Consider the following 25592-nt stretch of genomic DNA (forward strand, 5'->3'; position numbering starts at 1 on the left):
CAATCCCTGATTACTTGGTTTTTTTCTTATAATAGACTTCTCTTACAATTATCAAAAATATTACAAAGATGCAACCAAAAAGGAACCAGACCCCAGGATGAAGGGAAAGTGTGTCATAAATCCCATGTAACCCTCCCAAGTGTGTAAGTCCCTCGGGAGGAACTGTGGGCAGTCCCTGGCCCGAATCCAGCTCTTCAGGAACAGAAATTTCAGCACTCTCCGCATCCAGGGTAGTAGTTTCCGTTCCTGAAGACAGATTTTCTGCCCCTGCTCTGTCCATTGCCTGCTCTCCGGCAAAAGCCTCAGGGCTCTCGGTCATTACCTCCTCTTCCGGGACTTCCTGCTTGTCAAAAGTAGAGTCAGGACTTCCTGCTTTAGGACTCGGACTCCCATCTTCAACATTCTCCATAATTGTTGCTGCTGGATAAGTCTCATTTGCCGGTCCCGTAACCCCCATCCGCAAAGGAGCAGTGGCATCAATAATACTTTTTGCCCTCAGATAGGCTGAGAGGTACTCTATTCCTGCAGCTGCAAAGACTGCTGCACCTATTACTCCGATATATTTTTGCAGCAGACTTATAATTGAGAGTTTATCTATCGGGTTTCTGGAGGGAACAAGGACAATCAGCTTTTCGACTGATTCATAAATCTTAACTTGACGCCCTTTCTGACTCCATTTTATCTGCTTGACCTTGATAAGGTCGGATTCAACCAGAGAATCAAGATTGTATTTCACCGTGGTAAGGGGGAGATTCAGCTCTTCTGCAATGTTCGTTGCAGACATGCTTTTCTTCCCAAGGAGTTCAAGGATCTTTAATGAGGTTTCGTTGGAAAGAATCTGGGTAATTTTTCTTGAGTCTCCGTTTACAGGGAGAACAAGTACTCTGTTATCCTGCTCCCCGAGTCCAGGCCCCTGGGGAGGTTCGCCGGTTTCAGATAAACCGTCTTGATCTTCAAACCCGTTCATGCTTATTTCCTTAGTTAAAAACCTTTTTATCAGTATTTTTTGATTGTACTCTATATTGTATTTTGCACCGATCTCAATATAAAGTTTTATTTTTTGCTCGTTATTATAGATCCACTACTATATTTATATATAGAATCCTGCCCTTAAGCTTAAATATAGCATTGTGTATTCTAATCTAAATTTTCCGCTGGTAGCAATCATGATCACAAAACAGCAGGTTCTTGAATTTCTGAAAAATTACGATTTAGATAACATTACTATTGCAACAGTATGTTCTCATTCAAGCCTTCAAATCTTTGACGGAGCGCGAAAAGAAGGCTTCAGAACTCTGGGGATCTGCGTTGGCAAGCCACCCAAGTTCTATGAGGCATTTCCCAAAGCAAAACCTGATGAATATCTCATTGTCGACAGTTATGCAGACATAATGAACAAAGTTGAGGAGCTTAGAAAGAAGAATGTAATTATTATTCCGCACGGTTCATTTGTTGCGTATCTGGGTACAGAGAATTTCGCAGAAATGGCTGTACCTACCTTCGGGAACCGGGCTGTACTGGAATGGGAATCGGATAGGGATAAAGAGCGGGAATGGCTGCTCGGTGCAGGCATTCACATGCCCGGAAAAATCGATGATCCACGTGATATTAATGGACCTGTAATGGTCAAGTACAACGGAGCAAAAGGAGGAAAAGGCTTCTTCGTTGCAAAAACCTATGAAGAATTCGACGAACTCGTAGACCGCACCCAGAAGTACACAATTCAGGAATTCATTACCGGAACCCGCTACTATCTGCACTACTTCTACTCCCCGATCCGGAACGAAGGGTACACCTTAAGCGAAGGCAGCCTTGAACTCCTGAGTATGGACCGCAGGGTGGAATCCAATGCCGATGAGATCTTCAGACTTGGTTCCCCGAGAGAACTCATAGAAGCAGGAATCCGCCCGACGTATGTGGTTACAGGAAACGTGCCCCTCGTTGCAAGGGAATCACTCCTGCCTCTGATCTTCTCTCTTGGAGAAAGAGTGGTTGAAGAATCCCTTGGCCTTTTCGGCGGGATGATAGGAGCTTTCTGCCTTGAAACTGTGTTTACCGATGAGCTTGAAATTAAGGTATTCGAGATTTCTGCCCGGATTGTTGCAGGAACGAACCTTTACATCTCAGGTTCTCCTTATGCAGATCTTATCCAGGAAGATCTCTCAACCGGAAGGAGAATAGCCCAGGAAATTAAAGAGGCAGCCAGGACAAAACAGCTGGATAAAATAATATCCTGAGGTTTTGTTAAGTATTCTGAAACTGCTGAAGATCCTCAGCAGCTTTCAGGGAATTAAATTTCATTGGAATTTTAGATTTGACTCTCAGGGTGAAGCGGCTTCCTGAGATCTGATTTTCCCCTGCTTTTCTCATAACAGAGGGCTTTTCGTAAACCAGGACTTTTTCCACATTGGGATCTTTTTCAGAGATAAAATAATTAGTTTTTTCTTCAGATATTTTTTCAGAAATTCCTCTGTAGTACATAAAAAGTTCTTTACCCCATTCGATCGCCTTGATCTCTGAATTTATTAGAAGATTCTGGTCAAGTTTTCCTTTTTTATTGAGAAGCAATAGTGCCATAAACCTCTCGGTTACCGTAAGCGAGACTACGGAAGAAGTGCCGTCATAGATATGGAGATTCGAGTTCTTCGGCAATAATAAATATTCGGCTTCTCCAGGTTGGGGACTGAAAATTCGTTCAAAAAAATTTTGTGTAAAAATAAAAGTAGAAGTTGTCTTTTTCTTCAAAAAATCCTGATCAAATCCTGAGAAGCAGGGCTGAAAAAACGAAGAAAAATACATAATTTCCGTGGACTTCTTGAGAGAATTTATAAATTCTTCAGGTGGCTCAAACATTCTGTTAAGCTGGGGTTCAATCACTTTGCATCGAGCTAGCATATCAAGCTTCAAAAGCAAAAAAGAAGGAATCCCTGTAAGATCTCTCTGTACCCAGTAATCAAGATTATCTTCAAAAATCTCGAGAGTTCCCAAAAGAGGAACCATCTTTTCAGTGACAATCAATCCAACTGTAGAAAGCCTGTAATTTTTACCTTCCTGCTTAACCAGTCCCTTTTCGGTCAATCTTTTTATCTGAGGAAGAACCGCAGTACAGGAAGAGCCCAGAAACCCTGTGATTTCTTCAATATTCTTTGACCCGTCCTTGAGGAAAAGCAAAATCTTTCTTCTATTATCTGACCTGAAAAGCAAATCTATCAGCGTATCTTTATGAAGAGAATCCACATCTACCCACCACCATACTCTAACAAATCATAAGCTGTAACAGATATACAGCTATCACATACACCTATACAGCTTCGCATACACCTCAGATTGATCCATACCCAAGGCAGTAAACTTTATCCTGATCTTTTGCCCAAACAGGGCATAGTTGCCTCTATCATGAACCACGACTATGAACCACAACTCCCCTTAAACAATAGTTTGCCAGGTGTAATACTTTTCCTGTCTATTTGCCTGACAGAAAGACCTGATACAAATTGTTAGCAAATTAACAGTCATGTAGACTCAGGTATAGATTCTGCAGAGCTTATTTTTATCCCATAAATAAATAAACATTTCTATTCAGAGAAAATGTATAAAGGATTTTTCTTCATTTGTGAACATTTTATAAAGAAGATAGACATCAGAAAGAAACATATAACTAAGGGAATAAAGAAATATGACCTTAATTTGATAACATCATTAATTGATACTGAATGTATTGCTTTTTTTTGCCTGACTAAACTTCACTTGACAGGGCATGTAAATTTACGAAAAATTATTGAAAAACAAGATTAGAAAATTTTTGAGAAATGCAAGGAATAAAGAAAGAAGCAACAGAAACTATCTATCAGATTCAAAAACATTTTAAAGAATTAGATATTTATACACGATAAATAGTCCTTGATTAAGAAATACATGTTTTTGGTGTTCATAAAATGGGTTTATTTGATTCGTTTAAAAACAAAGTAAAATGTTCTCAGAATTCTCCCAAATTAAACTACTCGATAAATGATAATTTTATATCAATAGGTGATTTTACAGGGAAATATCATCAGTCACCAAACAGCAAATTCATACTGGCATGGAACAGTCTAAGTGAAAATGGGAAATATATTTTATTAGAACGTGGGAAGGTAAAACTTCAAGTTAAAATGAAACACCTTGATAATGGGATGGTTTCAAAATTGGGAGTGTTTATAATCAGCGATTTGACCTCTAAGGGCATGTATGGAGTATTCAATATAATAAATGCAGATGGAGAAACTCTGATCAGGCAAAGATGCAGGGCAAATTTAGGCTCAACAGGCATTTCAGATGATGGAAGCTTTGCTGTCTGTCAGGCACTGGAAAGCACAAGTAAGTCGGATAGCTGTAAGCTGTTTTTCTTTGATATAAAGAATAAAAAATTGTTATGGAAAAAGACTCCTGAGACGATCGGATCCGAGCTAAACTGGGCAAAAAGCTACCGTTTTGACACTAAAAAGAAAATCCTGTACCTGATACATGATAAAAACAAAGTTTACCGTTATACTTTTGAAGGGACTTTCATTGATTCCGGATTATACAGACTTCACTGCATCGATACAGGAAATGATGTCGAATTTCTTGAAGCCATAAAAGAATTAAAAGAAGAATTATCTTCAAATCCCAACCCTAAAAAATATGATGTATTTATAGATCCCCTAAATAAAAGACTAAAAAGATATTCTGACAAAGATACAAAATCAAAAATTCACAGAGCTTTAGGCGAAATCTTCCAATTACAGGGAAATGATACAGAAGCAATAAAACATTTTGAAACCGCATTAAAGCTTAACCCCAGGATTGGGGTTAAAAGGGCACTCGATAACTTAAAGAAAACAGATTAAAAATAAAATAATATTCAAACAACTGAAAAATTACGAGGGAAATACATATCTACTGTATTTTCCACCTCTTTTAACCATTTCTGGCGTTCCTCAAGTTTACTGGTAATTATCACTCCAAACATTCTCCTGTAAAAGGTTTCTACTCCGCAAAAGTCGAAAATACATTTTTTCCAGAGTACCTCAAGAGGATCACCAAAGACCTGCAGTTCCCTTTCTTCAGGTGTATCTCCTGTATTGAAAACCAGGGCTGTTTTTGCATTTAATAATCCTACTGGTACTCCTTCACCGCTGTCCCCTTCTTTAAATTCATATGCCACTCCCGGACGTAAAATTCTATCCACCCATCCTTTTAAAATCGCAGGTGGCTGACCCCACCAGTTGGGATGAACTATAACAATCCCTTCTGCTTTACTAATCTCATTACAGTGTTCTTCTATCACTCTTTCTAAAGAGGCGCCCTTACGAATTTCCTGACCTGTAGTTACTGGATCAAAGTTTTCTTTATATAGGTCGTGGAAAATTACATCGTGCCTATTATTCAACAGGGTTTCTACAACCGTGTTTGCAATCGCATGATTAAAACTGTCTTTATCTGGATGCCCGAGAATTACTGATATTTTCATCAATTCTTACCTCTCTTACTCTTATATGTCCAGTTTCTTCCGAAAAATACTTTACTAAATGGATCTTTTGATCTTCATTTCATATGAAGTTTTTAAACTCCGTCTAGATTTCAGTTAAAGTAAATCAGTTAAAGTAAATTCGGAACTGGTTGAGGTCTAATGAAATTAAATATTGGGAGAAATGATGCTAAAACCTGAGAAATTTAAATTTAGAGAATTTATTAAATTGGAACTGAATAAATTATTTTAAGTATTTTTCAGTCAAATACATTCAAAATGTCTGAAAGAGAGAATAAAGATTTCAGACCCGCTTTTGGGAGAAAATTCAACGTGACATTGCGCGTGCTCGGGAACGAAGAAAATGCTGGAGAAGGTCTTCTGTTTCTCGGAAACTACATGGCACTTGACCATTCGAGGGGGGCTGCTGTTTATCTTGATGCCCTGAAACCTCATGCCATTTTGATTTGCGGAAAAAGAGGATACGGAAAGTCCTATACAATGGGCTGTATACTGGAAGAGCTTGCTTTTCTTCCTGAACCCATTAAAGGGAATCTTGGGTCCCTTATCATTGATACCATGGGGATTTTCTGGACAATGAGGAATCCGAACATATCCGAAGCAGTAAGACTCAAAAACTGGGAACTAACCCCTTCAGGACTCGGAATTGAGGTTTTTGTTCCGGCAGGAAAGGTTGACGCTTATGAAAAGCGAAACATAGGGGTAAAGCCATTTTCCATTTCAATCAGGGAGCTCTCAGGTAGCCAGTGGTGTAGAACCCTCAGGATTGAAGAGGTTTCTCCTCTTGGAATTTTGCTTGTAAGGACTATAGAATCTCTTCGGGAGAAAGGTGATCCATATTCTTTTGAAGATGTTATCAATGAGATATTCCTGGACTCCCGTTCGGATTCAGCATCTAAAGGGGCTGCGGAAAACTATTTCAGGGCTGTCAAGTCCTGGGGGCTTTTCTCTAAAGAAGGGACATCTATATCCGAACTGATAACAGGGGGCAGGACAACAGTTCTTGATGTGAGCACCCTTGAAAACGAAAATGTCTGCGCCGCAGCAGTATCGATTCTTGCAGGCAGGCTTTATGAGGAGCGGCTTGAGGCAAGAAGAATTTATGAAAAGAAACAGATGGGGGAAAAACTGGAAGATAAAGAGTTTCCTCTTGTCTGGCTTTTCATAGATGAGGCTCATATCTTCTTACCTGCAGGGAGAGAAAGTCTCGCTTCGGAGGTGCTTATTAACCGCTGCCTCAGACAGGGCAGGCAGCCAGGGCTCTCCCTTGTACTGGCAACCCAGAGGCCTGCAAGCCTTCACCCTGACGTTGTCTCGCAGAGCGACCTTCTTATCTGCCACCGCCTTACTTCAAGTGATGATATCCTTGCCCTTGAGACCTCAAGACCTCTTTATATGCAGGAAAACCTCAGGGCATATCTGAAGAAAATGGGTAGTGAAAGAGGAGCTGCATTGATAGTGGACGATCATTCCGAATCTGTCCATATGGTGCGCATCCGTCCAAGGAGAAGCTGGCACGGAGGAGGAGAGCCAAACGCCCTCGGACCATGCAAAGAAGGAAGAGAAGAAACAAAAACTCAAGTTCCGGAGCAATTTACATAAGATAAAGCAGTTCCTCAAAGCAGAGCGTCTGTTAATCAGATTTACGGGAAAATAAGTACAAAACAGAAAGGATTGTTAACCATTTGTTAACCATTTTTAGAACCTGTCAGAAAATAATTTAAATATTACCTGTGATACTTCAACCCTGTAAGTTTAGCTGAGTTACAGGCTGTGAATATTATATCAACAATATTAACAGCATTTAATTACAGCAAATTACTGGTGATTTCATGAAAGGAAGAGCCTGGAAATTCGGAGATGACGTGGATACGGATGCGGTAATTCCCGGAAGGTACCTGATCTTCAATACCCCGGGAGAGCTGGCCAAGTACACATTTGAAGGCGTACGCCCTGATTTTGCAAAAAATGTTCATGAAAACGACATCGTAGTTGCAGGAAGCAACTTCGGCTGCGGATCCTCGCGTGAACATGCCCCTCTTGCCCTTAAAGGGTCAAAGGTATCCTGCGTGATAGCAAAGTCTTTCGCGAGGATCTTTTTCAGAAATGCAATAAACATCGGAGTTCCTGTCCTCGAATGCCCGGATACGGACAGAATCGATGACGGAGATGAGCTTGAGGTTGACCTTTCAACAGGGGTCATTCAGAATATAACAAAAGGAGAGACTTACCAGGCAACCCCACTCCCGGATTTCGTCCGCGAAATCGTGGATGAGGGAGGACTTATAGAGTATGCCCGGAAACTGGTCTCTGAGCGCTGAGAAACAGGAAGTCTGTCCTGAGACAGTCCTGGTCCACGTTTGACATCTCACACTAAAAAGGCAGTTTTGCCTGTAAATTAAAAAGGAGTATAAAGATGACGCAGTATAAGGTTCCGGTCCTCCCAGGAGATGGGATAGGACCAGAAATCATCGCCGAAGGCAGAAAAGTGATCGATGCCGCAGGCGAAAGATTCGGTTTTGATGTAGAATGGATTGAATACCCGCATGGAGCAGACCACTACCTGGAAACGGGCGAGCTGATCTCGGAAGAGACCTTAAAGGAATTATCCGGCTACCCTGCCATTTACCTTGGCTCCATCGGAGACCCGAGGATTGCCCCTGGCGTCCTTGAAAAGGGAATCTTATTAACTGCGCGCTTTTACTTTGACCAGTACGTCAACCTGCGCCCGATAAAGCTCCTTGAGGGCGTCTGGACCCCGATAAAAGACAAGACCTCAAAAGATATCGATTTTGTCGTGGTCAGGGAAAACACTGAGGATTTCTATGTAGGAATCGGCGGCAGGGCAAAAAAAGGAGAGAGCAAGGACCTCCTTGAAGTTAAAAGGACACTCTATTCCGCAAAATTCGGCCTTGACATCGAGACCGACAGCGAAGAAATAGGATACCAGATCGGTCTTATCTCCAAAGAAGGCACAAAGAGAGTTATCGAATATGCTTTTGACCTTGCCGAAAAGAGGAAAAAACACATCTCGTCTGTTGACAAGGCAAATGTCCTTTCCGATATCTACGGCTTCTGGAGAGAAGAGTTCAACGCTGTTGCCGCAGCCCACCCGGACGTTACCACTGACTTTAACTTCGTTGACGCCATCACAATGTGGTTTGTGAAAAACCCTGAGTGGTTCGATGTGGTCGTGACCCCGAACATGTTCGGAGACATCATCACCGACCTCGGAGCCATGATCCAGGGCGGCCTCGGCCTTGCCCCCGGCGGAAACATCAACCCGAACGGGACAAGCATGTTCGAACCAATCCACGGTTCAGCCCCTAAATACAAGGGTCAGAACAAAGTCAATCCAATTGCCACAATCTGGGCAGGCGCAATGCTCATAGAGCAGCTCGGAGAAAAGGAAGCCGCAGACACAATAGTCAATGCAATTCAGAAAAACATCCTGGACGGCAAAATAAAGACCTACGACATGGGCGGCAAGAACACCACCTCAGATGTCGGAGACGACATTGCAAGGATAATAAAGGGAGAATAATTCAAACCTCCCTCCATTACATTTTTTTCTGATTAAATTAAAATTTCAAGGATAATTTAGAGTAAAGTTCTGAATTTTCGGGCTTATTTTGTAAGAATTCTTTTTTAAAGGGCTATTGAGAGACTATTCTCTCCAATCCTTTCTCCCGCTCCTGAGCCCGAATTAGCCCTTACACTTTACCGGATGTAAAATTTATTATATTTTTGCTAAAAGTTAAATATGCATAATTTGCATATTTAATCGAAATGATAATAAATAAGAGTAATTAGAGAGATGGAATAAGGTGAATAGGTAAGGGGAAGTTTGACTATGGTTTCAATCAGACCTTTTAATGAGGGCGATAACCAAAGAATGCTTGAAATAGAAAGGCTCTGTCCGCAAGGCGATGAAAAATGTGCAATGGGTGTGGATAAAAAGGATATTATTGCTCGTTATGGGATGTATGATAGCTGGAATGTGCTTGTGGCAGAAGAGGATGGAAAAATTGCTGGATGGACTGGTTTGACTGTGAAAATCGCTCCTGAAAAAAAAGAAAAGTATGCATACTTTACCGAAATAATGGTTCATCCAGACTTTCGGAGATCAGGAGTTGCCACAAAGCTTGTGAAAGAAGCAGAAAAAAAGGCCAGGGAAATGGGAGCAGATTATGCTTATTGTTACATTTATGATTCAAACAAAGCCTCTCAGTTCTTATTTGAAAAGATGGGATACTTCAAGATGAGGAGTATCAAATTTCCAGCAGTGTCAACGTATAAGAAACTGGACATACCTCCAGAATATTCGATAAAACTTGTTGATAAAAAAGAGATTGGGGATGCGGCAGGTCTTATTAATGAGTATAACTCAGGGTATATACATTTCATTCCATTTACCGACCAAATTTTTGAATCGCATTTGGAATTCATTCCTGGATATGGACCGGAAAACTTCTGGGAGGTCAGAGACAAAGAAAATAAAATCGCAGCCTGTGCCGGTTTATGGGATAGCTCAGAACTGGCTCATTTATACTATGCCAGAGAGCCGACAGCAATGAAAGTGATGAAATTAGTTTTTGGAGCTTTGAGCCATATCACGAAAGTACCGAAGTTTCCAGCCGAAGGGGAGCATTTCAGAATACTTTATGTTGTGGATTATGCATTTGACGGGAGACAACCCGATGCTATGCTTGCGCTTCTCAAGCATTTGAATAATATCTCAATTGACAGGAGACAGGATTTTCTGATGGCTGTGACAGATCCTGAAGACGATCTTCTTGCAGTAGTGAAAAAGCTAAAACCACAGATCGAAACCTGGCATGTGTTTGCCAAATCTTTTGAAGGGGGTCTGCCGACTTTCAGTCCATTTTATGTAGACATTAGAGATATGATTCCCTGAAAGATAAAGAATGATGAACAAGAATTGCCAAAAAAGAGCTATTAACTCTCACTTATAGTTTTATATTATTCGCGAACAAAAACTGTCAAATATGGATCAAAGATCCAGAAAAAACAGATATATGAAGTAGAATATATAATATCGTGGCAATATTTACATCGACTGGTTTATTTTTCAGTCATCCGGGGGAGTAAGTATGGATAAGAAAGAAGATCAAAGAATGATTGGGGTCTGCCCAAACTGCGGAAAACCTTTCAGGATAGAATCAGAAGGCGGCGGAGAGGAGTGGCGTTACTGTGCAGAAGTCTGCGTAAATCCTGCAGCAGTACCAACCGGAGCGAGACTTATGGCGGACCAGGCTACATTACGCTTTGTGGATGGTAATATGAACGAATACACACGAGAGGATTATATCAAAACTCATGGTATTGATCCCCTGCCTATCTGGAAAGCGATCGAAAAATGGCGTGAGGAACAGATGGAAAAATGGAAAACGGAAGCCAGTACTTGCTAATTCTGAGCGATTTTACTCTTTTTAATTTTTATTTTCTATCTCTTCTATTTCTAATCTCTTCTATTTCTAATCTCTTCTATTTCTAATCTCTTCTATCTTTATTATGTCCAGGATCAATTGAAACAGAATAAAAAAATCAAGGATTTTGAATTCGCGAACAATCTCAACTAAATAAGGTTTGGATACCGGAAAGTTATACAACTCTCCTTTTTCAGTTGCCTTTAAATCCCATAAAATTCCTACTAATCCCTGATCGACGTGGCAAGGAGAAAACAATTTGAAAAACCCCTGCACGGGGATAAGGAAAGCGTGCGCTTTGCAACCCCTGAGCCCATTGCCCGCTACAGGGCACAGCGCCTGAGAGCCAGGACTCTTGCTGATATCAGCTGCGGGATAGGGGGACAAACCGTCTTTTTTGCGCAGCAGTGCGAGTTCGTATATGCAGTGGAAATCGACCCGAAGAAAATCGAATATGCAAAACAGAACTGCGCAATGTACGGGCTTGACAATGTGAAATTCATCTGCGGGGATGCTCTTGACCCGAAAGTTATCGAACAGATCCCGTCAGCAGATGTGGTTTTTTCAGACCCTTTCCGTCCTGCCGAAGAAGATAAGAGACAGGTCTCAAGTCTTGAGCCGGGGATTCCGAATGTGCTTTCAGCCTATGGAGAAAAAACAAAGAATTTTGCCTTCGAAGCCCCACCCCAGATGCCTCCGGAAAGAATTCCTTTTGACTGCGAAAAAGAGTATATTTCCCTTGACGGACAGCTCAACCGCCTGACACTTTACTTCGGGGGGTTAAAACAGTATGACCGGCTCGCCGTAGCATTGCCTGCCGGTGAAGGGCTTGTTTCAAAGGATGGATGGCTCCCGCAAGTAAGGGAAACGGAAAAAATGAAACTCTTTGTCTATGAACCCGAACCATCTGTTGTTGCAGCAGAATTGCTGCCCGAACTTGTTGAATCCATGATGCAGATGGCAGGACCTATTATGGGAGCTTTCGAACTTTTCAGAGTTGACAAAAAGAGACTATTATTAACCTCAGAAGCCCTGATAAAACAATCAATGATTAAAAATCATTACCTTGTCCTGAAGATATGCCCGTTTGAGCCCCGTGCGATCAACAAATTTCTGAAAGACAGAAACATTGGAAGTGTTATACTTCGGGCAGGCGTAAAGCCTGAGGATTACTGGGAAGTTCGAAACGAAGTGGAAAAAGGACTTGAAGGAAAAAAGACAGTACACCTTTTTGTAAAAGATGGTGTTGCAATCCTTTGTGAAGTGCTTTTTAAAATCTGAAAAAAAAAGATACGGACCGGGATTTAAACCCGGTATACGTTTTTTGATTTTCGGCTCAATATGTTTAATTGAGCCCTCTTGATTGATCTACTGCTCGCTTGATGATGGGCTTGGCGGGGGTTAGATTCTCAAGCCTCTTTGCAGGCTGCCGTTTTCACGAGCTCAAGCCCTCTGGCGAGAGCATCCTGAATCCTTGTGGGATCAGTTCCGCCGCCCATTGCAAGGGCAGGCTTTCCGCCTCCACCTCCACCGACGATCTTTGACATCTCGCGGACAAGGTTACCGGCGTTAATTCCACATTTTATGGCTTTTTCTCCGACAGATGCTACAATCTTTACTCCTTCAAAGTCGCTTGCAAGAAGGGTGATCACATTCTCGTTTTTCAATAGTTCAGTAGCTATCTTCTGGAGTTCGAGGGAATCGGCCCCTGAGACCTGTTCGGCAACAATCCTGAGACCTGCGACATCAGAAGCGTCTCCGAGCATCCTGTACACTCTGGAGCGAGCAAGTTCTTCCTTGAGCCTTTCGTTTTCTTTCTTGAGGTCTTTCCATTCCCCGAAGAAACGGTCCACACTTCCTGGAAGGTGTTCCGGAGGCACACTCAGGGTCTTTGCGGAATCAACCAGGAGAGATTCGATTTTTTGCATGGCGCGTACGGCTGCATCTCCGGCTGCAAATTCGATCCTCTCTACACCGTCCTGAATCCTCTCAGTCTTCAAGATTTTGATAGGCCCGATGATGCCTGTGCTCAGGCAGTGAGTTCCGGCGCAGGCTTCTACATCATCTCCTACCTTTACAATTCTGATCTTCTCTCCTGGAGGCACTCCACCCTGATAGAGCCCAAAGCCGTATATCTGCTCAGCTTCAGTTCTGGGCATCCATTCCGTAACCACACGTTTATTTTCCATAACCGTGCGGTTTGCCAGAAGCTCAATCTGTCTTATTTCCTGAGGTGAGATGTGTTTGTAATGGGACAGGTCAAGCCTTGAGTGATCCTCGAATTTCTGGGCACCAGCCTGCCAGATATGTTTTCCGAGGACCTTTCTGGCGGCATCATTTACGATATGGGTTGCTGTGTGGTGCCTTGCAAGGGACATCCTGCGTTTCTCATCTACCTTACCGGTAATAATCTCGCCTTTAGTTATTCCAAGCTCCTTGCCCGGATTGTCAATTGTGTGTACGATTACACCCTCATAGACCTGGACATCCACTACCCTATACACAGTATCGTCGGCAATGATGACTCCGATATCTGCAGGCTGACCTCCGCCTTCAGCATAGAAGAAGGTGTTGTCCAACACGATATGGTTGTCAAATACATCAAGGACGACTGCCTCAAATTCCAGACGGGTAGGCTCGTCATAGAAGCGGCGCTTGGTCTTTGGCAGGTGCTTGAGCTTTTCTGCAAAAGGAATTACCTCTTCTTCCTTTTCTTCAGCCTTGTTGTGTAGCTCGCCAATAATCGAATAGAAATTGTCAGGGAACTCTACATCTACCCCTATTTCGGCTGCAACTTCTTTTGCCATCTCGGGAGGGATTCCGTGTGAGTCGTAAAGTTCTGTTAACTGGGAAAGAGGAATTTTTTCTCCGGTCTTCTTGAAGTGGGATGCCGATTTCTGAATGATCCTGCGGCCCCTTTCCATAGTAATGTTGAACTTTTCCTCTTCGGATTCCAGAATGTCCTGAATGACAGGGAAATTTTCCCTGAACTCCGGGTATTCGGGCATGTTCTTTATGTGCATGTCCACGATTTCGGAGAGCGGAATCCTGATATCAAGATCTTTCATCATACGCAGCGTCCTTCTAAGGACAAGGCGTGCCAGATATCCTGCTTTAACGTTGGAGGGAATAATTCCGTCTCCGAGCATGAAAGTAAGGCAGCGGGTATGGTCAGTGATCGAATAAACTTTTTCTACGGGCTCCATAATAGCCGAGAGTTTGTCCACTGTCATCCCTATGCTTGAGGCAACCTTTTTCCTGAGTTCCATAAGGTTTGCCTTTTCACTGACATCCATAAACCCTGCAAGCCTGGCATTTTGCGCCAGAATGTTTGCATATTCGGAGTTGTCCAGTTCGTGTTCAAGCCCTGCAAGTCCCATGAGCTCATTTACTATACCCGGGAAAAGAGCATCATAAATTGTAGGAGAACCCTTGGAAGCCCAGACAAAACGCTCAAGACCGTATCCGGTGTCCACGATATAGTTGTCCATCTTCGAGTAGGTCTCACCTTTAATCAGGATGTCTCCTTTTTTGTCAGTCTTCAGATCCATGAAGACAAGGGTCGCAAGTTCGAGCCCGTGCACAATAACCTCCACGCAGGGTCCGGCATTGCCTCCACCTGCCCAGGGCTCTTCTTTGTAGGTTACAGCAAAGGGGTTTACCTTGAGAGAGGTTAAAAGCTCGTCACAAAGTTCCAGAGTGTGTTCTTTCCAGTAAATCTCATTGTCCCTTTTGTTGAAAGCGTGATGCGCCATCATCTCAAAGTTTGTCAGGTGGCGTCCGCTTCTGCCCACTGAGTCGAGGTCATTTAACCTGATGCAGGGCTGGGAAATCGTCAGGGGGTTTGCAGGAGGAGGTACCTGTCCTGAAGTTACAAAGGGCTGGAAGTCTGCAATTGAAGCTATGGTGAGGTAAATGTCGTCTCTCCAGCGAGCGACCACAGGATAGCGGTCAATTCTTTTATGCCCTCTTGCTTCAAAGAAGGAAAGGTAATATTCGCGCATCTCTGAGATATCGAATTCCCTGGAAAAGACAGGGTTTCCTATGAAGGAATAAGGATCGCAGGGCGCATCTCCGCACGTATTTCTTTCAGGGTCACGTGTCCAGAAGAATTTGCCGCACTTCTGGCACTGCTTCCGGACGAAACCGTTGTTTTTGAAAAAATCAAGTTGATACTCATCTTCAAGCATAATAATCTCTCCGGATGGTGGGTGCAATCTGCCCCGTTGTATCTTAAAATAAAAGGAAAGCAGAAGTATCCCAGCGCAACCGTTTCAGGGGGTTTCAGGCATTTTAGTGATATATGATGATCTTAATCGAGTTTATCCGTTATTTTTAAGTACAGCGGTATGGAAATCAACCTCAAGTAATGAGATCATCCTGTGGATTTGTTATGAATAAACCTTTACAGCTATTGTTTTCCAATATAAGTAACTTACATAATACTGATGAAATATATAATATTACAATAATGTATATTTAAAGGGGCTCACACTTACGAACCTTAACTATTAGAGGCACTTCTACAGAAAAACTTTGTTCTTCATCATAAAAGACAGGAGTGTACTGGCTCTAGGGGCAGATTTCTCGCCTGTAAAGCAACAGAAAACTAACATCTAAAGGAGAAGGTTAAAGGAAGCATGGTTTGCTACGTGAACTACCCCTCCCTGAAATCCTCGCCTTGTGGCTCGGTTTCGAGGGATGAGCTTCCTACGAGTACATTCTATCATCAGCTTTGACTCTAAGAGTCGCAATTCTTCAAGAAGCCTGTTTGTCGTAGATTTCCGATATTATTACCGAAAGCTCGTCCACAGAGCGTTTTGTGATAGAAACGATTTCCCTTGATCATACTAGAATAACAACACTCTACTTTACTTTTTATATTACCACTTGGGCGGAATGTACGATAACATCAATATGTTCTTAGTCAAGTCTCATATATCATCATTCAAACTTTTACGTATAAGCTTCCTTATACAACCTTATAGTCTGAGTTTAGAAAACAAAACCCAACAATGTTATACAAATTTGAAAGTATAAGTAATTAATCGGAATCAACAATGATAGAATGCTTTTGAAGTTGTGCAGTATATTAATTACGGTGCGAGGCTCCGCTTTTCAATCAAGACAGTGCTAGCTAAGCATTATTATTTACAGTACTGTTACTTAAGTACATCCGCTCCCAGGAACGATTACCTGTACAGAACAACCGTCCTGCCGCGTACGTCAATAAGTGTTGATCTTGTTGCTTCGGCAAGCTCATCTGCGATAGTTTTCAGGTCCTTTCCTTCTTCTGCGCTTTTGAGTACTTTGACCTTTACAAGCCTGTTAGCCTTTATCTGCTTGTTCAGTTCTTCGATCAAAGTATCTGTGACCCCATTCTTTCCGATATTAAGAATAGGACTTATTTTGTTTGCATCGGATTTCAGCTGGTATAATTTTTCTTTCTCCATTGCCCTTCCTCAAATCGCTAATGATTAAACTCGCCTGCTCATTATAAAAAGCTCACATCATCAATGTGATGAGAAACGCCAACATCGATGAAATAATTCCTTCTACCTTGAAGCCAGTTTACCCTTGAATATGATTCCACCCATTCTCACCAGCACCTATATCAAAGTTTCCCGGTAAACCCGATTTCAGGTTACAGCCTTTTTTCGGTTTCTTTATCAGTTACTTTTTTACACTTATCTCGCGGACTTTTTGCTTTGATAGCCCAGAACATTACAGGAATTTCAAATAATTTCGACATCTTTATTATAGATTTGATATTCATTACGCCATAGAGAACCAAAACGGAAAATAAAACCTCTCTTCTACTTCCGGGCGGCGACAGTAAATGAATCCTAACCTGCTTGATTTAATCCTGTTTTCAGAGAAAAGAAAGGCTTTTCTCCTGCTCCTGAAGGAGGGACCGAAGAATACCCAGGAGATTCTTGACAGACTTCAGGTTCCGAGAACCGCTCTTCTTCCCCAGATAAAAAAGCTGAAAGAACAGAACCTCGTAATACATGAAGATGGAATCTATCGCCTCAGCCTGGTAGGAGAGATTATTATAGAGAAAATGCAACCCCTTCTTGATACCCTTGAGGTTTTTGAGAAGAACGAGGAGTTCTGGGCAGACAGAAAACTCTCACCCATTCCCTTGCATCTTATGAAAAGGATCAGCGAACTTGGGGACTACCGCCTGATAGAACCGGACCTGAGCCATACGTTTGACCTTAACCCGGAATTTGTGAAGCATACTTCTAACTCAAATAATATCCTCATGTTTTTCTCCTATTTTCACCCTCAGTTCCCTTCTTTCTTCCTGAATCTTGCCAGAAAAGGTACTGAGATTTCTCTTGTTCAGAGTGAATCTGTGTATTTACGATTTTTAGAGGATTTCAGAAAAGAAGGAGAAGAGTATCTCAAAATGGAGAATGCAAGCCTTTTTATTCTGGACAAAAAAGAAGTGGAGATCCCGGCAGTTGTCGTGTCTTCTGATAAAATAATGCTTCTCGGTCTGTTTAATGAAAGCGGAAGGTTTGACCGCCAGTATATAATTAGCTTTGAACCCGGTGCAATTGAATGGGGAAAAGATCTGTTCGAGTACTTCAGAGACATGAGCAGAGAGATAAAACTTAAAGGAAAGTAAGGATTTAATAAGGCTGTGAGAAAAGCTGTGAGAAAGGACTTCAAATTAAAGGCTATTTTTGATACACCTGCTGTTTTTGATACTCATGAGTTTGAATTTTTCAAACAAATTCCTTTTAAATAAGACTCTTCAGATGAGATCTTTTTAAAAAATCCCGTTTTTACAGAGCTTTTAAAAAATCCTGAAGTACTTCATTAACTTTAAATATTAGGTAGCCCTAAACATGGCCAAAATAGAAATTTAGGGGCACCTAAAAAAGAGAGTAGAAATATGAAACTGCCACTTATCTGTCCTGAAAAGGAGTGCTGCCGTGGTAAAAGTGAATGCACGCCAGGGAAGGGGCTTCCCAAAATCGTACTCGTAGGGAGCCCTAACGTGGGGAAAAGCAGCCTTTTCAATTCACTTTCCGGAAGTTATACCGTAGTCTCCAACTATCCGGGAACCTCAGTAGAAATTAGCCGGGGAAAAGGCAGGATAGGAGAAAGAGAATACGAAATTATTGACACCCCCGGAATGTATTCCCTTCTCCCTGTAAGTGAAGAAGAGAGAGTCTCACAGTGCCTGCTCTTTGACGAAAAAACCTTTGTCTGCCTGCATGTGGTAGACGCAAAAAATCTCAGGCGCATGCTCTCTTTCACACTCCAGCTTCTCGAAGCCGAACTTCCCCTAATCCTTGTCCTGAATATGATGGACGAAGCTGAGGAAAGGGGAGTAGAAATTGATATACAGGGACTTAGCAGAGCCCTTGGGATCCCTGTGGTAGGTACGGTTTCAAGTGAAGGAAAAGGAATTGAGGAACTTAAAACTTCAATTATGGAATTCACTCACAAAAAAGAAGAGAGAATTTCTCATGAAATTGATTACGGACAGACAGTAGAGCCTTACATCTCGGAAATGGAAAGCCTGCTGGAAACTGCAGAGGAAACTGGGATATCAAAAAGAGCTCTTGCCCTCCTGCTGCTTCAGGGAGACAGGACAGCACTTAATGTTATAAGCAGTCCTGAAGAGACATACAGGGATGAAAGTGAGAAAGGTCAAAGCGAGAAAAGTAAAAGTGGAAAAAATGACTTTGAGAAATTTCAGAGACTTGCAGAAATAGCTTCGGAAAAGGCTGGAATTCCTCTGCCCTACCTGTTCACCCTCAAGAGACAGGAGCTTGTAAACGAAATTGTAGAACAGATAATGGAAATACAGGATAAGGAAAAAGAGATTAAGGAACAGAAGACCGGGCAAAAAGCAAAAACCGAAAAGAGAAAAAAGGCCAGGAAAAAAGTCCTACTCGCAGAAAATATCGACAGCGTACTAACCCACCCTTTGCTCGGCATTCCGGTGCTCTTACTTGTCCTGTACTTCGGACTCTACCGCTTCGTAGGCGTTTTTGCTGCAGGCACTCTTGTTGACTTTCTGGAAAACACAGTGTTTGGAGAGCATATAAACCCGTTCGTGACCGAGTGGTTTACATCCCTTGTACCCTATCCTGCGCTGCAGGACCTCTTTGTAGGAGAATACGGTATATTTACGCAGGCAGTAACCTATGCAATTGCACTTATCCTGCCGATAGTGGGAGCTTTCTTCCTTGTGTTCTCAATTATCGAAGATACTGGATATCTTCCGAGATTGGGCCTGCTCCTGGACAGCATGTTCAAAAAAATAGGGCTCAGCGGAAGGGCAGTAATTCCAATGGTGCTCGGCTTTGGCTGTTCCACTATGGCTACTATGGTCACACGGACCCTTGAAACTAAAAGAGAAAGGCTTATTTCAACCGTTTTGCTGGCTCTTGCAATTCCGTGCTCGGCACAGCTTGGTATCATCCTTTCCATCCTTTCCGAAAATCCTGACGGACTGCTTATCTGGGCAGGCGTTGTAGGGCTTGAGTTCATATTCATAGGATATCTGGCTGCCAGACTTCTGCCTGGAGAAGCTCCGACTTTCATACTTGAAATGCCTCCGCTCAGAATTCCGCAGCTTTCAAACATAGCCGTTAAGACCTATTCAAGGATGCACTGGTATTTCCTTGAAGTCCTGCCCCTCTTTGTGCTGGCAAGCGTGTTGATCTGGATAGGCAGGCTGACGGGCCTCTTTGCCCTTGCCCTGAAAGTTATGGAATACCCTACTGTCTGGATAGGACTGCCTTCCGATGCTGCCGACATTTTCCTCTTCGGCTTTTTCAGGAGGGACTTCGGGGCAGCAGGTCTTTACGGAATGCATGATGCAGGACTGCTGACAGGTGTTCAGCTTGTGGTTGCGGCAGTTACCCTGACCCTCTTTATGCCCTGCATTGCCCAGTTCATGATGACAGTAAAGGAAAGAGGGTTCAAAATGGCGCTTGCAATCTCAGGCTTCATTTTCCCCTCTGCCTTCCTTGCAGGCTTTATTGTAAACACCCTGCTGACAGCTCTGGGGGTGAAACTATGAACTGCCCCCTGTGCGGAAGCAAGTTCGAAAAAGCAAACGAATCGAAATGTACCGGCTGCGGGAGACTGCACAACTGCAACAGGCAGTGCTGCCCAAACTGCGGCTATGAACTTGTAAAAGAAGCAAAAGTAGTACAGTTTATAAGGAGTCTCTTTAAATGATATCAAAAAATCCACATCTAAATTCAAATCTTTCTCTGAATACCACCCTGAATACTACTACCCTTTCTTCAATGGAACCCAGGAAGAAAGGAAAAATCTCCCATCTCGAAACAAAAAACACCGGGATTTTGAAGAAACTGATAGCAATGGGCATCCTCCCCGGTATGCCTGTTACTCTGCTCAGGCGTTCCCCATCATATCTCTTTGAGGTAGATCAGACCCGTTACGCGGTGGACAGGGAGATTGCAAACCATATCTATGTTATCTACTGATTTGCCTCCAAAAAAGTCGAAAAATATGCGAAAACATTCATTTACGTTCTCCAAGAAAAACCATCATCCCTGCAGGTGAAACTTTTTTGTAGATTTCCTCCAGCATGTCAAGCAAGTCCTCTTCACTACGCCAGAAGGGAAATTTTCCAAGCCTTTTTGGAAGGGCGGCTGGAACCTGAGGGATGTGAGCCCCAAGGGAAGGGCTTTTTTCTTCTTCAGGGTTTTCAGGGAGCCTGCCCCAGAAAGTTTCCGGGTCAAAGGGTAGAGGCTCAGGAGAAACAGAAGAGATTTCAGCTTCAAGTGCAGTCCCTGTTTTATCTTCAGGCCTTTCTGTAAGGACTCCGGCTTCTGCTACCTGATCCGCAGTTTCCGGAACAAAGCCTTTTCCGAGAATGGACATAAAATCATCCATGTCCACCCCCCTTAGCTTAAAGATAAGGAAAGGGTCCCTGTCAAATTCTTCCCCGAGCAGGTAGTAAACGGCTGCAATGTGCTTACAGGGGTTTGACCAGTCAGGGCATGAGCAGTCGGTTTCAAGGTCATCGAGAGTTTCAGGAAAAAGAGAGAGTCCTGTTTCCCTGAATACAGAGTCGATATCTTCCGGCATCTCACCTGCGAGGAGCTTTGCCGCAAAAATCGGTCTCAGGGCAAGTTTTTCTGCCAGGAGTTCCCATTCGGAACTTGTCAGTGTCCGGACTTTGATCGTTACCGAATAAGGCGTGGGATCTGAGCCCTGGACTTTAGCTCTTACAAGCCCGGCCTCTATTTTAATGGAAGTTACCTGGCCTTTGCGGGCATAGCTTTTTCCGCGGCTTAACCTGGCTCCTATGTTAAAGCTTTCAAGGGTTTCTATCCAGCATTTTGCCCACCAGCTCCGGGCAAAGCCCCCACGTTTGGATTTTGCCTTGATGCCTCCTTTGACCTCAATTGGTTTTGTAGGCTCATAATTACCATATCCATCCCAGTAAGCTGCCATTTTATTCACCTACCGCTTCTTCTCGAAGAGCTAGAATATCCTTCAATTCATCATTGGAAAGTTCTGTCAGCCAATCTTCGCCTGTTCCGACGACGTTCTCTGCGACCTGAACTTTGCGCTCGATAATCTCATCGATTTTTTCTTCCAGTGTGCCGGCACAGATGAACTTATGCACCTCAACGTTCTTTGTCTGGCCTATACGGAATGCCCTGTCCGTGGCCTGATTTTCAACAGCCGGGTTCCACCAACGGTCAAAGTGAAAAACGTGGTTGGCCTCTGTAAGGTTAAGCCCCGTGCCTCCTGCTTTGAGGGAGAGGACAAAGATAGGGAGGTATTCTTTTCCCTCCTGGAAACGCTCAAGCATCCTGTCCCTCTGCTTTTTGGGGACCCCGCCGTGCAGGAAAAGGACTTCACAGCCAAAGCTTGCCTGCAGGTGTTCTTTTAGCATTTTTCCCATCTCCGCAAACTGGGTGAAAACAAGGGCTTTTTCCCCGTTTGCTAGGACTACGTCCAGCATTTCCGTAAGCCTTGCGAGTTTTCCTGACCTGCCCGGGATAGCGGAGTTATCCTTCAAAAACTGTGCCGGGTGGTTGCAGACCTGCTTGAGCCTGGAAAGAGCAGATAGGATTATACCTTTTCTCTGGATGCCTTCTTCAGCTCCTTCCATTGCCTCTTCGATATCTTCGAGGACCGCAGCATAGAGGGAGGCCTGTTCTTTTGTCAGCGTGCAATAGGTCTTCATCTCCATTTTTTCCGGCAGGTCGGAGATAATCGAAGTATCGGTCTTCAAACGGCGCAGGATGAAGGGACCTGTAATTTCTTTTAGCCTCCTTGCAGCTTCCTGATCTCTTTCAGCCTGAATGGGAATGAAGAAATTCTGCTTGAAACCTGCCTGGCTGCCGAGGAAGCCCGGGTTTAAAAACTCCATGATGGACCAGAGGTCTCCCACGTTATTTTCAACCGGAGTCCCTGTAAGGGCTATGCGATAATCGGCTTCCAGAGCCCTTGCTGCCTTTGCCTGTTTAGTTTCCGGGTTTTTTATATTCTGGGCTTCGTCGAGTACAACGCCGGTCCAGGGAACCCCCTTTAAAAACTTAACATCGCGCTGTAAAAGTCCATAGCTTGAGATAACAATAGCATGATTCATGGCTTCTTTTTTGAATTCTTCTTCTTTTTTCCGGCTGGTTCCGTGGTGGACCATTACCGAAAGTTCAGGCGTGAAGCGGGAAGCCTCTTTTTTCCAGTTGTTGATGACAGAGGTCGGACAGACCAGAAGGACCGGTTTTGGGGCTTTACGTTCATCAACCTTTTCTTCAACCTGTTCTTTAGCCGGTTTTTCAACCTGCTCTTTAGCCTGTTCCAGATCATGCTGGATAAGAGCAAGCGTCTGGACAGTTTTACCAAGCCCCATGTCATCTGCAAGGCAGGCTCCTATGCCCCACTGTCTCAGGAAAGCCAGCCAGGAATAACCTCTGAACTGGTAGGGCCGAAGTGTTCCGGAAAATCCGTTGGGGGCCGGAAGTTCTTCAAATCCGGTTTTGTCCTTCAAACGGCTGATTAATGCTCCAATCCAGCCGGTTGCATTGAGCCCTTCAACGTCCACACCATCGGCTTTTTCGGAAGTTCCCACCGCCATTTTTAGAACTTCGCGCAGGCTTGCTTCCCCGTTGGGATTTTTCTTCCAGAACTCAAGGGCAGCCCTGATTTCCGCATCGTTTACCTCGACCCACTGCCCGCGGAATTTCACAAGCGGAGCTTTGAGCTTTGCAAGAGCCTGCAGTTCTCTGACTGTAAGTGCCCTATCTCCAAGGGCAATTTGCCAGTCAAAGCCGACGATTTCATCGAGTGTAAGCCCGCTTCCGGCCTGTAACTTTTTGCCCTTAACCTTAGCCTGGGCTTTTAAGTGTGTTTTTGTACCTTTACGGGTCCACCAGCCCGGGAGAAGTATTCCGAAACCCACCTGGCTTAAGTTCACTGCACTTTCGGTCAGGAAGCGGTAAGCCTCTTTCGCATCAAGGGAATATCCGGACGGATTGGGAGCTTCAAGGCTGGAAGCAATTCCTGCACTTATGCCGGCAGCCTGTCCGAGGGAAGATAACATAAATTGGCGAATGTTTTTTACATCGTATTTTTTCAAAGGGCTGCCCTTTTTGGGCTTCCAGGCCTCTTTTACAGGGATCAGAAGGCTCGGGTCTTCGTAGGACTGAAGCAGGTAGCGGACGTACCAGAGTCCTTCGGGAACTTCTATATCAGCTATCCCTTCCCTGCCTTTTTTAGTATCTCCTATCCCACTTTCATTTTCTTCTGTTTCTTCTGTTTCTTCTTCCTCAGCCGGTTCTTCCAGCCGGAAACAGAACCTGAAAGGTGAAGTAGTAAGGATAGTAAGGGGACGCTGCCATTCACGGGTCCGGGCCGCAAGCTGCAGGAGTTCTTTTTCATCCCCATAGATCAGCCCGTCAGGGCTTTTAAGAGCAGAAATCCAGGCATCATGGACGCTATCAAAGGATTTCCTTTTGCGCGTTTCTTTTGCAAGCTCTTTTTCCCCTATCTCGGACCGGACTATCCAGTCAAGAGAATCTTCAACAAACTGCCTTGCCGCTAAAGCCGCAGGCATTTCCGGCGGCATGGAATAAGTTTCAGGAGCAAGAGCCCTTGCAGCAGGAGGCATTTGCTTTGCAAGTTTTGCCAGCTCTCCTGCATCTTCTCCGGAAAATACTGGCTCCCAGAAAGCCCTGTATTCCCCTTCCTCGACCCTGACGCCAGGAAGATATTTCTGTCCTGCTACCAGCGAACCTGCAAATTTCAGGGCATCTGCCCACCAGAGAAGGTCATTTCCCGAGATTATGCCGGGAGCAAGAACTCGTTTACCCATACAGGCGCACAGGAGAACAATAGCTTCTTCAGCTTCCAGAGGATATGCATGGATAGTCCAGGGAGCAAGTGCCGGTTCTGCTTTCGAATATGGAATTTCAGCAACGAGAGGGCTGGAAGGGACCGGATTCCCGCCTGTTGTCGGGATCCAGACGTTAATTTTCTCCGCCTCTTTCCGGCCAGCACTGCCCAGCAGCAGCTCAAGAGCAGAAGACAGGTTTTCAACGCCGGAATCATAAGGGTAAGGTTTTGAAATCGGGTTTTTAGGTTTTCTCCCGCGCCGAACAACCGGAGTTTCAATTTCAGCCGGGCTTTCACCCCATAAGAAGAACTGTTTTCCGATTCTTCCTGCATGAAGAATTATCATATATTTGTATAAAGAAGGAAGATATATTAAAAATGATATGGGGAAAGCCGTTTCAAAGCTTTGATTCTATGATTCTATAATTGATATTCAGGAAAAGGTCGTCCACTGTTACATAGTTGATATTTCCATGATTATAGGATTACGCGGTTGAACTGAAAATCGATAACATTAAACCTTTAACCGTCTAACTCGCAAGTTTGACCACAATGTCTATCAGATTTTATTTTGTCCTTCAAGTACGTAAGTCCTACTAAAGTAAAAGTTGAATTCTTCGAAGCATTAGCTCCTAACAGTAAATTTTTTTTGTACAGCCGTTCTCCCCTATCATCCTTGAATATACACATGCAGGAAACGTATATTTTGGGAAGTAAACATATTTTTGGATTAATATTCAACCCCTTCCCTTGCCGGGACGTTTTTCTCGAAGGGGTGCTTTATAAGCTTCATCTCCGTTACCAGATCTGCCCTTTTTATCAGTTCTCCAGGAGCCCTCCTCCCTGTCAGGACGACTGTGGTTTCTTCTGGGATCTCCTCCAGAAGCTTGAGGATGTCTTCGGTTTTCACAATGCCAAAGTGGGCTGCAAGATTTATTTCGTCCAGTATCAGAAGTCTGGGCTTCCTTTTTAGGGCTTTCTTTGCAAATTCGAGGCCCTTTTCCGCCAGTTCATAATCCAGAGGCATGGGATTCCTGAAGTCTATGAACTGCTCCCTTCCAAACTGGTGGATCTTGTATTCCGGCGCTAGCCTGTCCTTTATTTTGTACTCCCCTATGTACTTCCTGCCTTTCAGGAACTGAATAATTATTACACTGTACCCGTGACCTACAGCCCTGAGAGCCAGTCCAAAGGCGTTTGTGGTCTTTCCTTCTCCTTCCCCCGTGTAAAGATAAACCATGCCTTTAGCCAATTTAACCCCTCAGAAGGTGTACTTCTTC

At 43.6% G+C, this 25592-nt stretch carries 20 protein-coding genes; 12 read left to right on the forward strand and 8 right to left on the reverse strand.

What is annotated here, in order from left to right; genetic code table 11:
* Positions 1-10: 10 nt before the first annotated feature.
* Entirely contained in the window at positions 11-967 is a 957-nt protein-coding gene (locus MSHOH_RS20865) for an ArsR/SmtB family transcription factor (protein ID WP_048142612.1), read from the reverse strand.
* A 199-nt stretch (positions 968-1166) separates the two neighbouring features.
* Here MSHOH_RS20865 and MSHOH_RS20870 point away from each other — a divergent pair, with 199 nt between their 5' ends.
* Complete coding sequence (locus MSHOH_RS20870) at positions 1167-2237, forward strand: formate--phosphoribosylaminoimidazolecarboxamide ligase (RefSeq protein WP_048142614.1); 1071 nt, start codon at positions 1167-1169, stop codon at positions 2235-2237.
* Positions 2238-2244: 7 nt separating this feature from the next.
* On the opposite strand, the gene MSHOH_RS20875 is transcribed toward MSHOH_RS20870, so the two are convergent.
* A complete protein-coding gene (locus tag MSHOH_RS20875; RefSeq protein WP_082089446.1) occupies positions 2245-3237 on the reverse strand; it encodes a helix-turn-helix transcriptional regulator in 993 nt (330 codons plus the stop codon).
* Between the two features lie 698 nt (positions 3238-3935).
* On the opposite strand from MSHOH_RS20875, the gene MSHOH_RS20885 reads away from it, so the two are divergent.
* Positions 3936-4868, forward strand: a complete 933-nt coding sequence (locus MSHOH_RS20885; protein WP_048142617.1) for a tetratricopeptide repeat protein — start codon at positions 3936-3938, stop codon at positions 4866-4868.
* Positions 4869-4882: 14 nt separating this feature from the next.
* Here the strand turns inward: MSHOH_RS20885 and MSHOH_RS20890 are convergent, their stop codons facing one another.
* On the reverse strand, positions 4883-5491 hold the full coding sequence (locus MSHOH_RS20890) for an NAD(P)H-dependent oxidoreductase (protein ID WP_048142619.1): 609 nt from the start codon (positions 5489-5491) through the stop codon (positions 4883-4885).
* Between the two features lie 276 nt (positions 5492-5767).
* Here MSHOH_RS20890 and MSHOH_RS20895 point away from each other — a divergent pair, with 276 nt between their 5' ends.
* From MSHOH_RS20895 to MSHOH_RS20925, 6 genes are all read left to right on the forward strand, one after another.
* The gene (locus MSHOH_RS20895; RefSeq protein WP_048142621.1) at positions 5768-7111 is read left to right on the forward strand and encodes an ATP-binding protein; all 1344 of its coding nucleotides are present in this window, start codon (positions 5768-5770) and stop codon (positions 7109-7111) included.
* 230 nt (positions 7112-7341) lie between these two features.
* On the forward strand, positions 7342-7830 hold the full coding sequence (locus MSHOH_RS20900; RefSeq protein WP_048142623.1) for a 3-isopropylmalate dehydratase small subunit: 489 nt from the start codon (positions 7342-7344) through the stop codon (positions 7828-7830).
* A gap of 95 nt (positions 7831-7925) precedes the next feature.
* Positions 7926-9053 carry an isocitrate/isopropylmalate dehydrogenase family protein gene (locus tag MSHOH_RS20905; protein WP_048142624.1) on the forward strand — a complete coding sequence of 376 codons (1128 nt, stop codon included), beginning with the start codon at positions 7926-7928 and terminating at the stop codon, positions 9051-9053.
* A gap of 309 nt (positions 9054-9362) precedes the next feature.
* Positions 9363-10427 carry a GNAT family N-acetyltransferase gene (locus MSHOH_RS22420; protein WP_052730956.1) on the forward strand — a complete coding sequence of 355 codons (1065 nt, stop codon included), beginning with the start codon at positions 9363-9365 and terminating at the stop codon, positions 10425-10427.
* A gap of 196 nt (positions 10428-10623) precedes the next feature.
* Complete coding sequence (locus tag MSHOH_RS20915) at positions 10624-10941, forward strand: hypothetical protein (RefSeq protein WP_048142626.1); 318 nt, start codon at positions 10624-10626, stop codon at positions 10939-10941.
* Positions 10942-11199: 258 nt separating this feature from the next.
* The gene (locus tag MSHOH_RS20925; protein ID WP_048142630.1) at positions 11200-12240 is read left to right on the forward strand and encodes a class I SAM-dependent methyltransferase; all 1041 of its coding nucleotides are present in this window, start codon (positions 11200-11202) and stop codon (positions 12238-12240) included.
* Between the two features lie 128 nt (positions 12241-12368).
* Here MSHOH_RS20925 and alaS read toward each other — a convergent pair whose 3' ends face one another.
* Both alaS and MSHOH_RS20935 read right to left on the reverse strand, forming a co-directional pair.
* Positions 12369-15149 (reverse strand): alanine--tRNA ligase, encoded by a 2781-nt coding sequence (gene alaS, locus MSHOH_RS20930; protein WP_048142632.1) that lies wholly within the window; start codon positions 15147-15149, stop codon positions 12369-12371.
* Positions 15150-16151: 1002 nt separating this feature from the next.
* Positions 16152-16412: a YhbY family RNA-binding protein gene (locus tag MSHOH_RS20935; protein ID WP_048142633.1), complete on the reverse strand. Its 261-nt coding sequence runs from the start codon at positions 16410-16412 to the stop codon at positions 16152-16154.
* 386 nt (positions 16413-16798) lie between these two features.
* Here MSHOH_RS20935 and MSHOH_RS20940 point away from each other — a divergent pair, with 386 nt between their 5' ends.
* The 4 genes from MSHOH_RS20940 to MSHOH_RS20950 all read left to right on the forward strand — a co-directional run bounded on the left by MSHOH_RS20940 (position 16799) and on the right by MSHOH_RS20950 (position 20444).
* Positions 16799-17596, forward strand: a complete 798-nt coding sequence (locus tag MSHOH_RS20940) for a helix-turn-helix transcriptional regulator (protein ID WP_048142635.1) — start codon at positions 16799-16801, stop codon at positions 17594-17596.
* Positions 17597-17866: 270 nt separating this feature from the next.
* On the forward strand, positions 17867-20011 hold the full coding sequence (feoB, locus tag MSHOH_RS20945) for a ferrous iron transport protein B (protein ID WP_048142636.1): 2145 nt from the start codon (positions 17867-17869) through the stop codon (positions 20009-20011).
* Positions 20008-20172: a hypothetical protein gene (locus MSHOH_RS24880; RefSeq protein WP_204245361.1), complete on the forward strand. Its 165-nt coding sequence runs from the start codon at positions 20008-20010 to the stop codon at positions 20170-20172. The genes feoB and MSHOH_RS24880 overlap by 4 nt, the downstream gene beginning before the upstream one ends.
* A complete protein-coding gene (locus MSHOH_RS20950; protein WP_048142638.1) occupies positions 20169-20444 on the forward strand; it encodes a FeoA family protein in 276 nt (91 codons plus the stop codon). The genes MSHOH_RS24880 and MSHOH_RS20950 overlap by 4 nt, the downstream gene beginning before the upstream one ends.
* Positions 20445-20481: 37 nt before the next feature.
* Here MSHOH_RS20950 and MSHOH_RS20955 read toward each other — a convergent pair whose 3' ends face one another.
* From MSHOH_RS20955 to MSHOH_RS20965, 3 genes are all read right to left on the reverse strand, one after another.
* Positions 20482-21420, reverse strand: coding sequence for an SWIM zinc finger family protein (locus MSHOH_RS20955; RefSeq protein WP_048142641.1), 939 nt, complete (start codon positions 21418-21420; stop codon positions 20482-20484).
* A gap of 1 nt (position 21421) precedes the next feature.
* Positions 21422-24658 carry a DEAD/DEAH box helicase gene (locus tag MSHOH_RS20960; RefSeq protein WP_048142643.1) on the reverse strand — a complete coding sequence of 1079 codons (3237 nt, stop codon included), beginning with the start codon at positions 24656-24658 and terminating at the stop codon, positions 21422-21424.
* Between the two features lie 384 nt (positions 24659-25042).
* Positions 25043-25564, reverse strand: a complete 522-nt coding sequence (locus tag MSHOH_RS20965) for a cob(I)yrinic acid a,c-diamide adenosyltransferase (RefSeq protein ID WP_048142645.1) — start codon at positions 25562-25564, stop codon at positions 25043-25045.
* Positions 25565-25592: the final 28 nt, after the last annotated feature.

The sequence above is a fragment of the Methanosarcina horonobensis HB-1 = JCM 15518 genome (genome assembly GCF_000970285.1).
GTDB lineage: Archaea > Halobacteriota > Methanosarcinia > Methanosarcinales > Methanosarcinaceae > Methanosarcina > Methanosarcina horonobensis.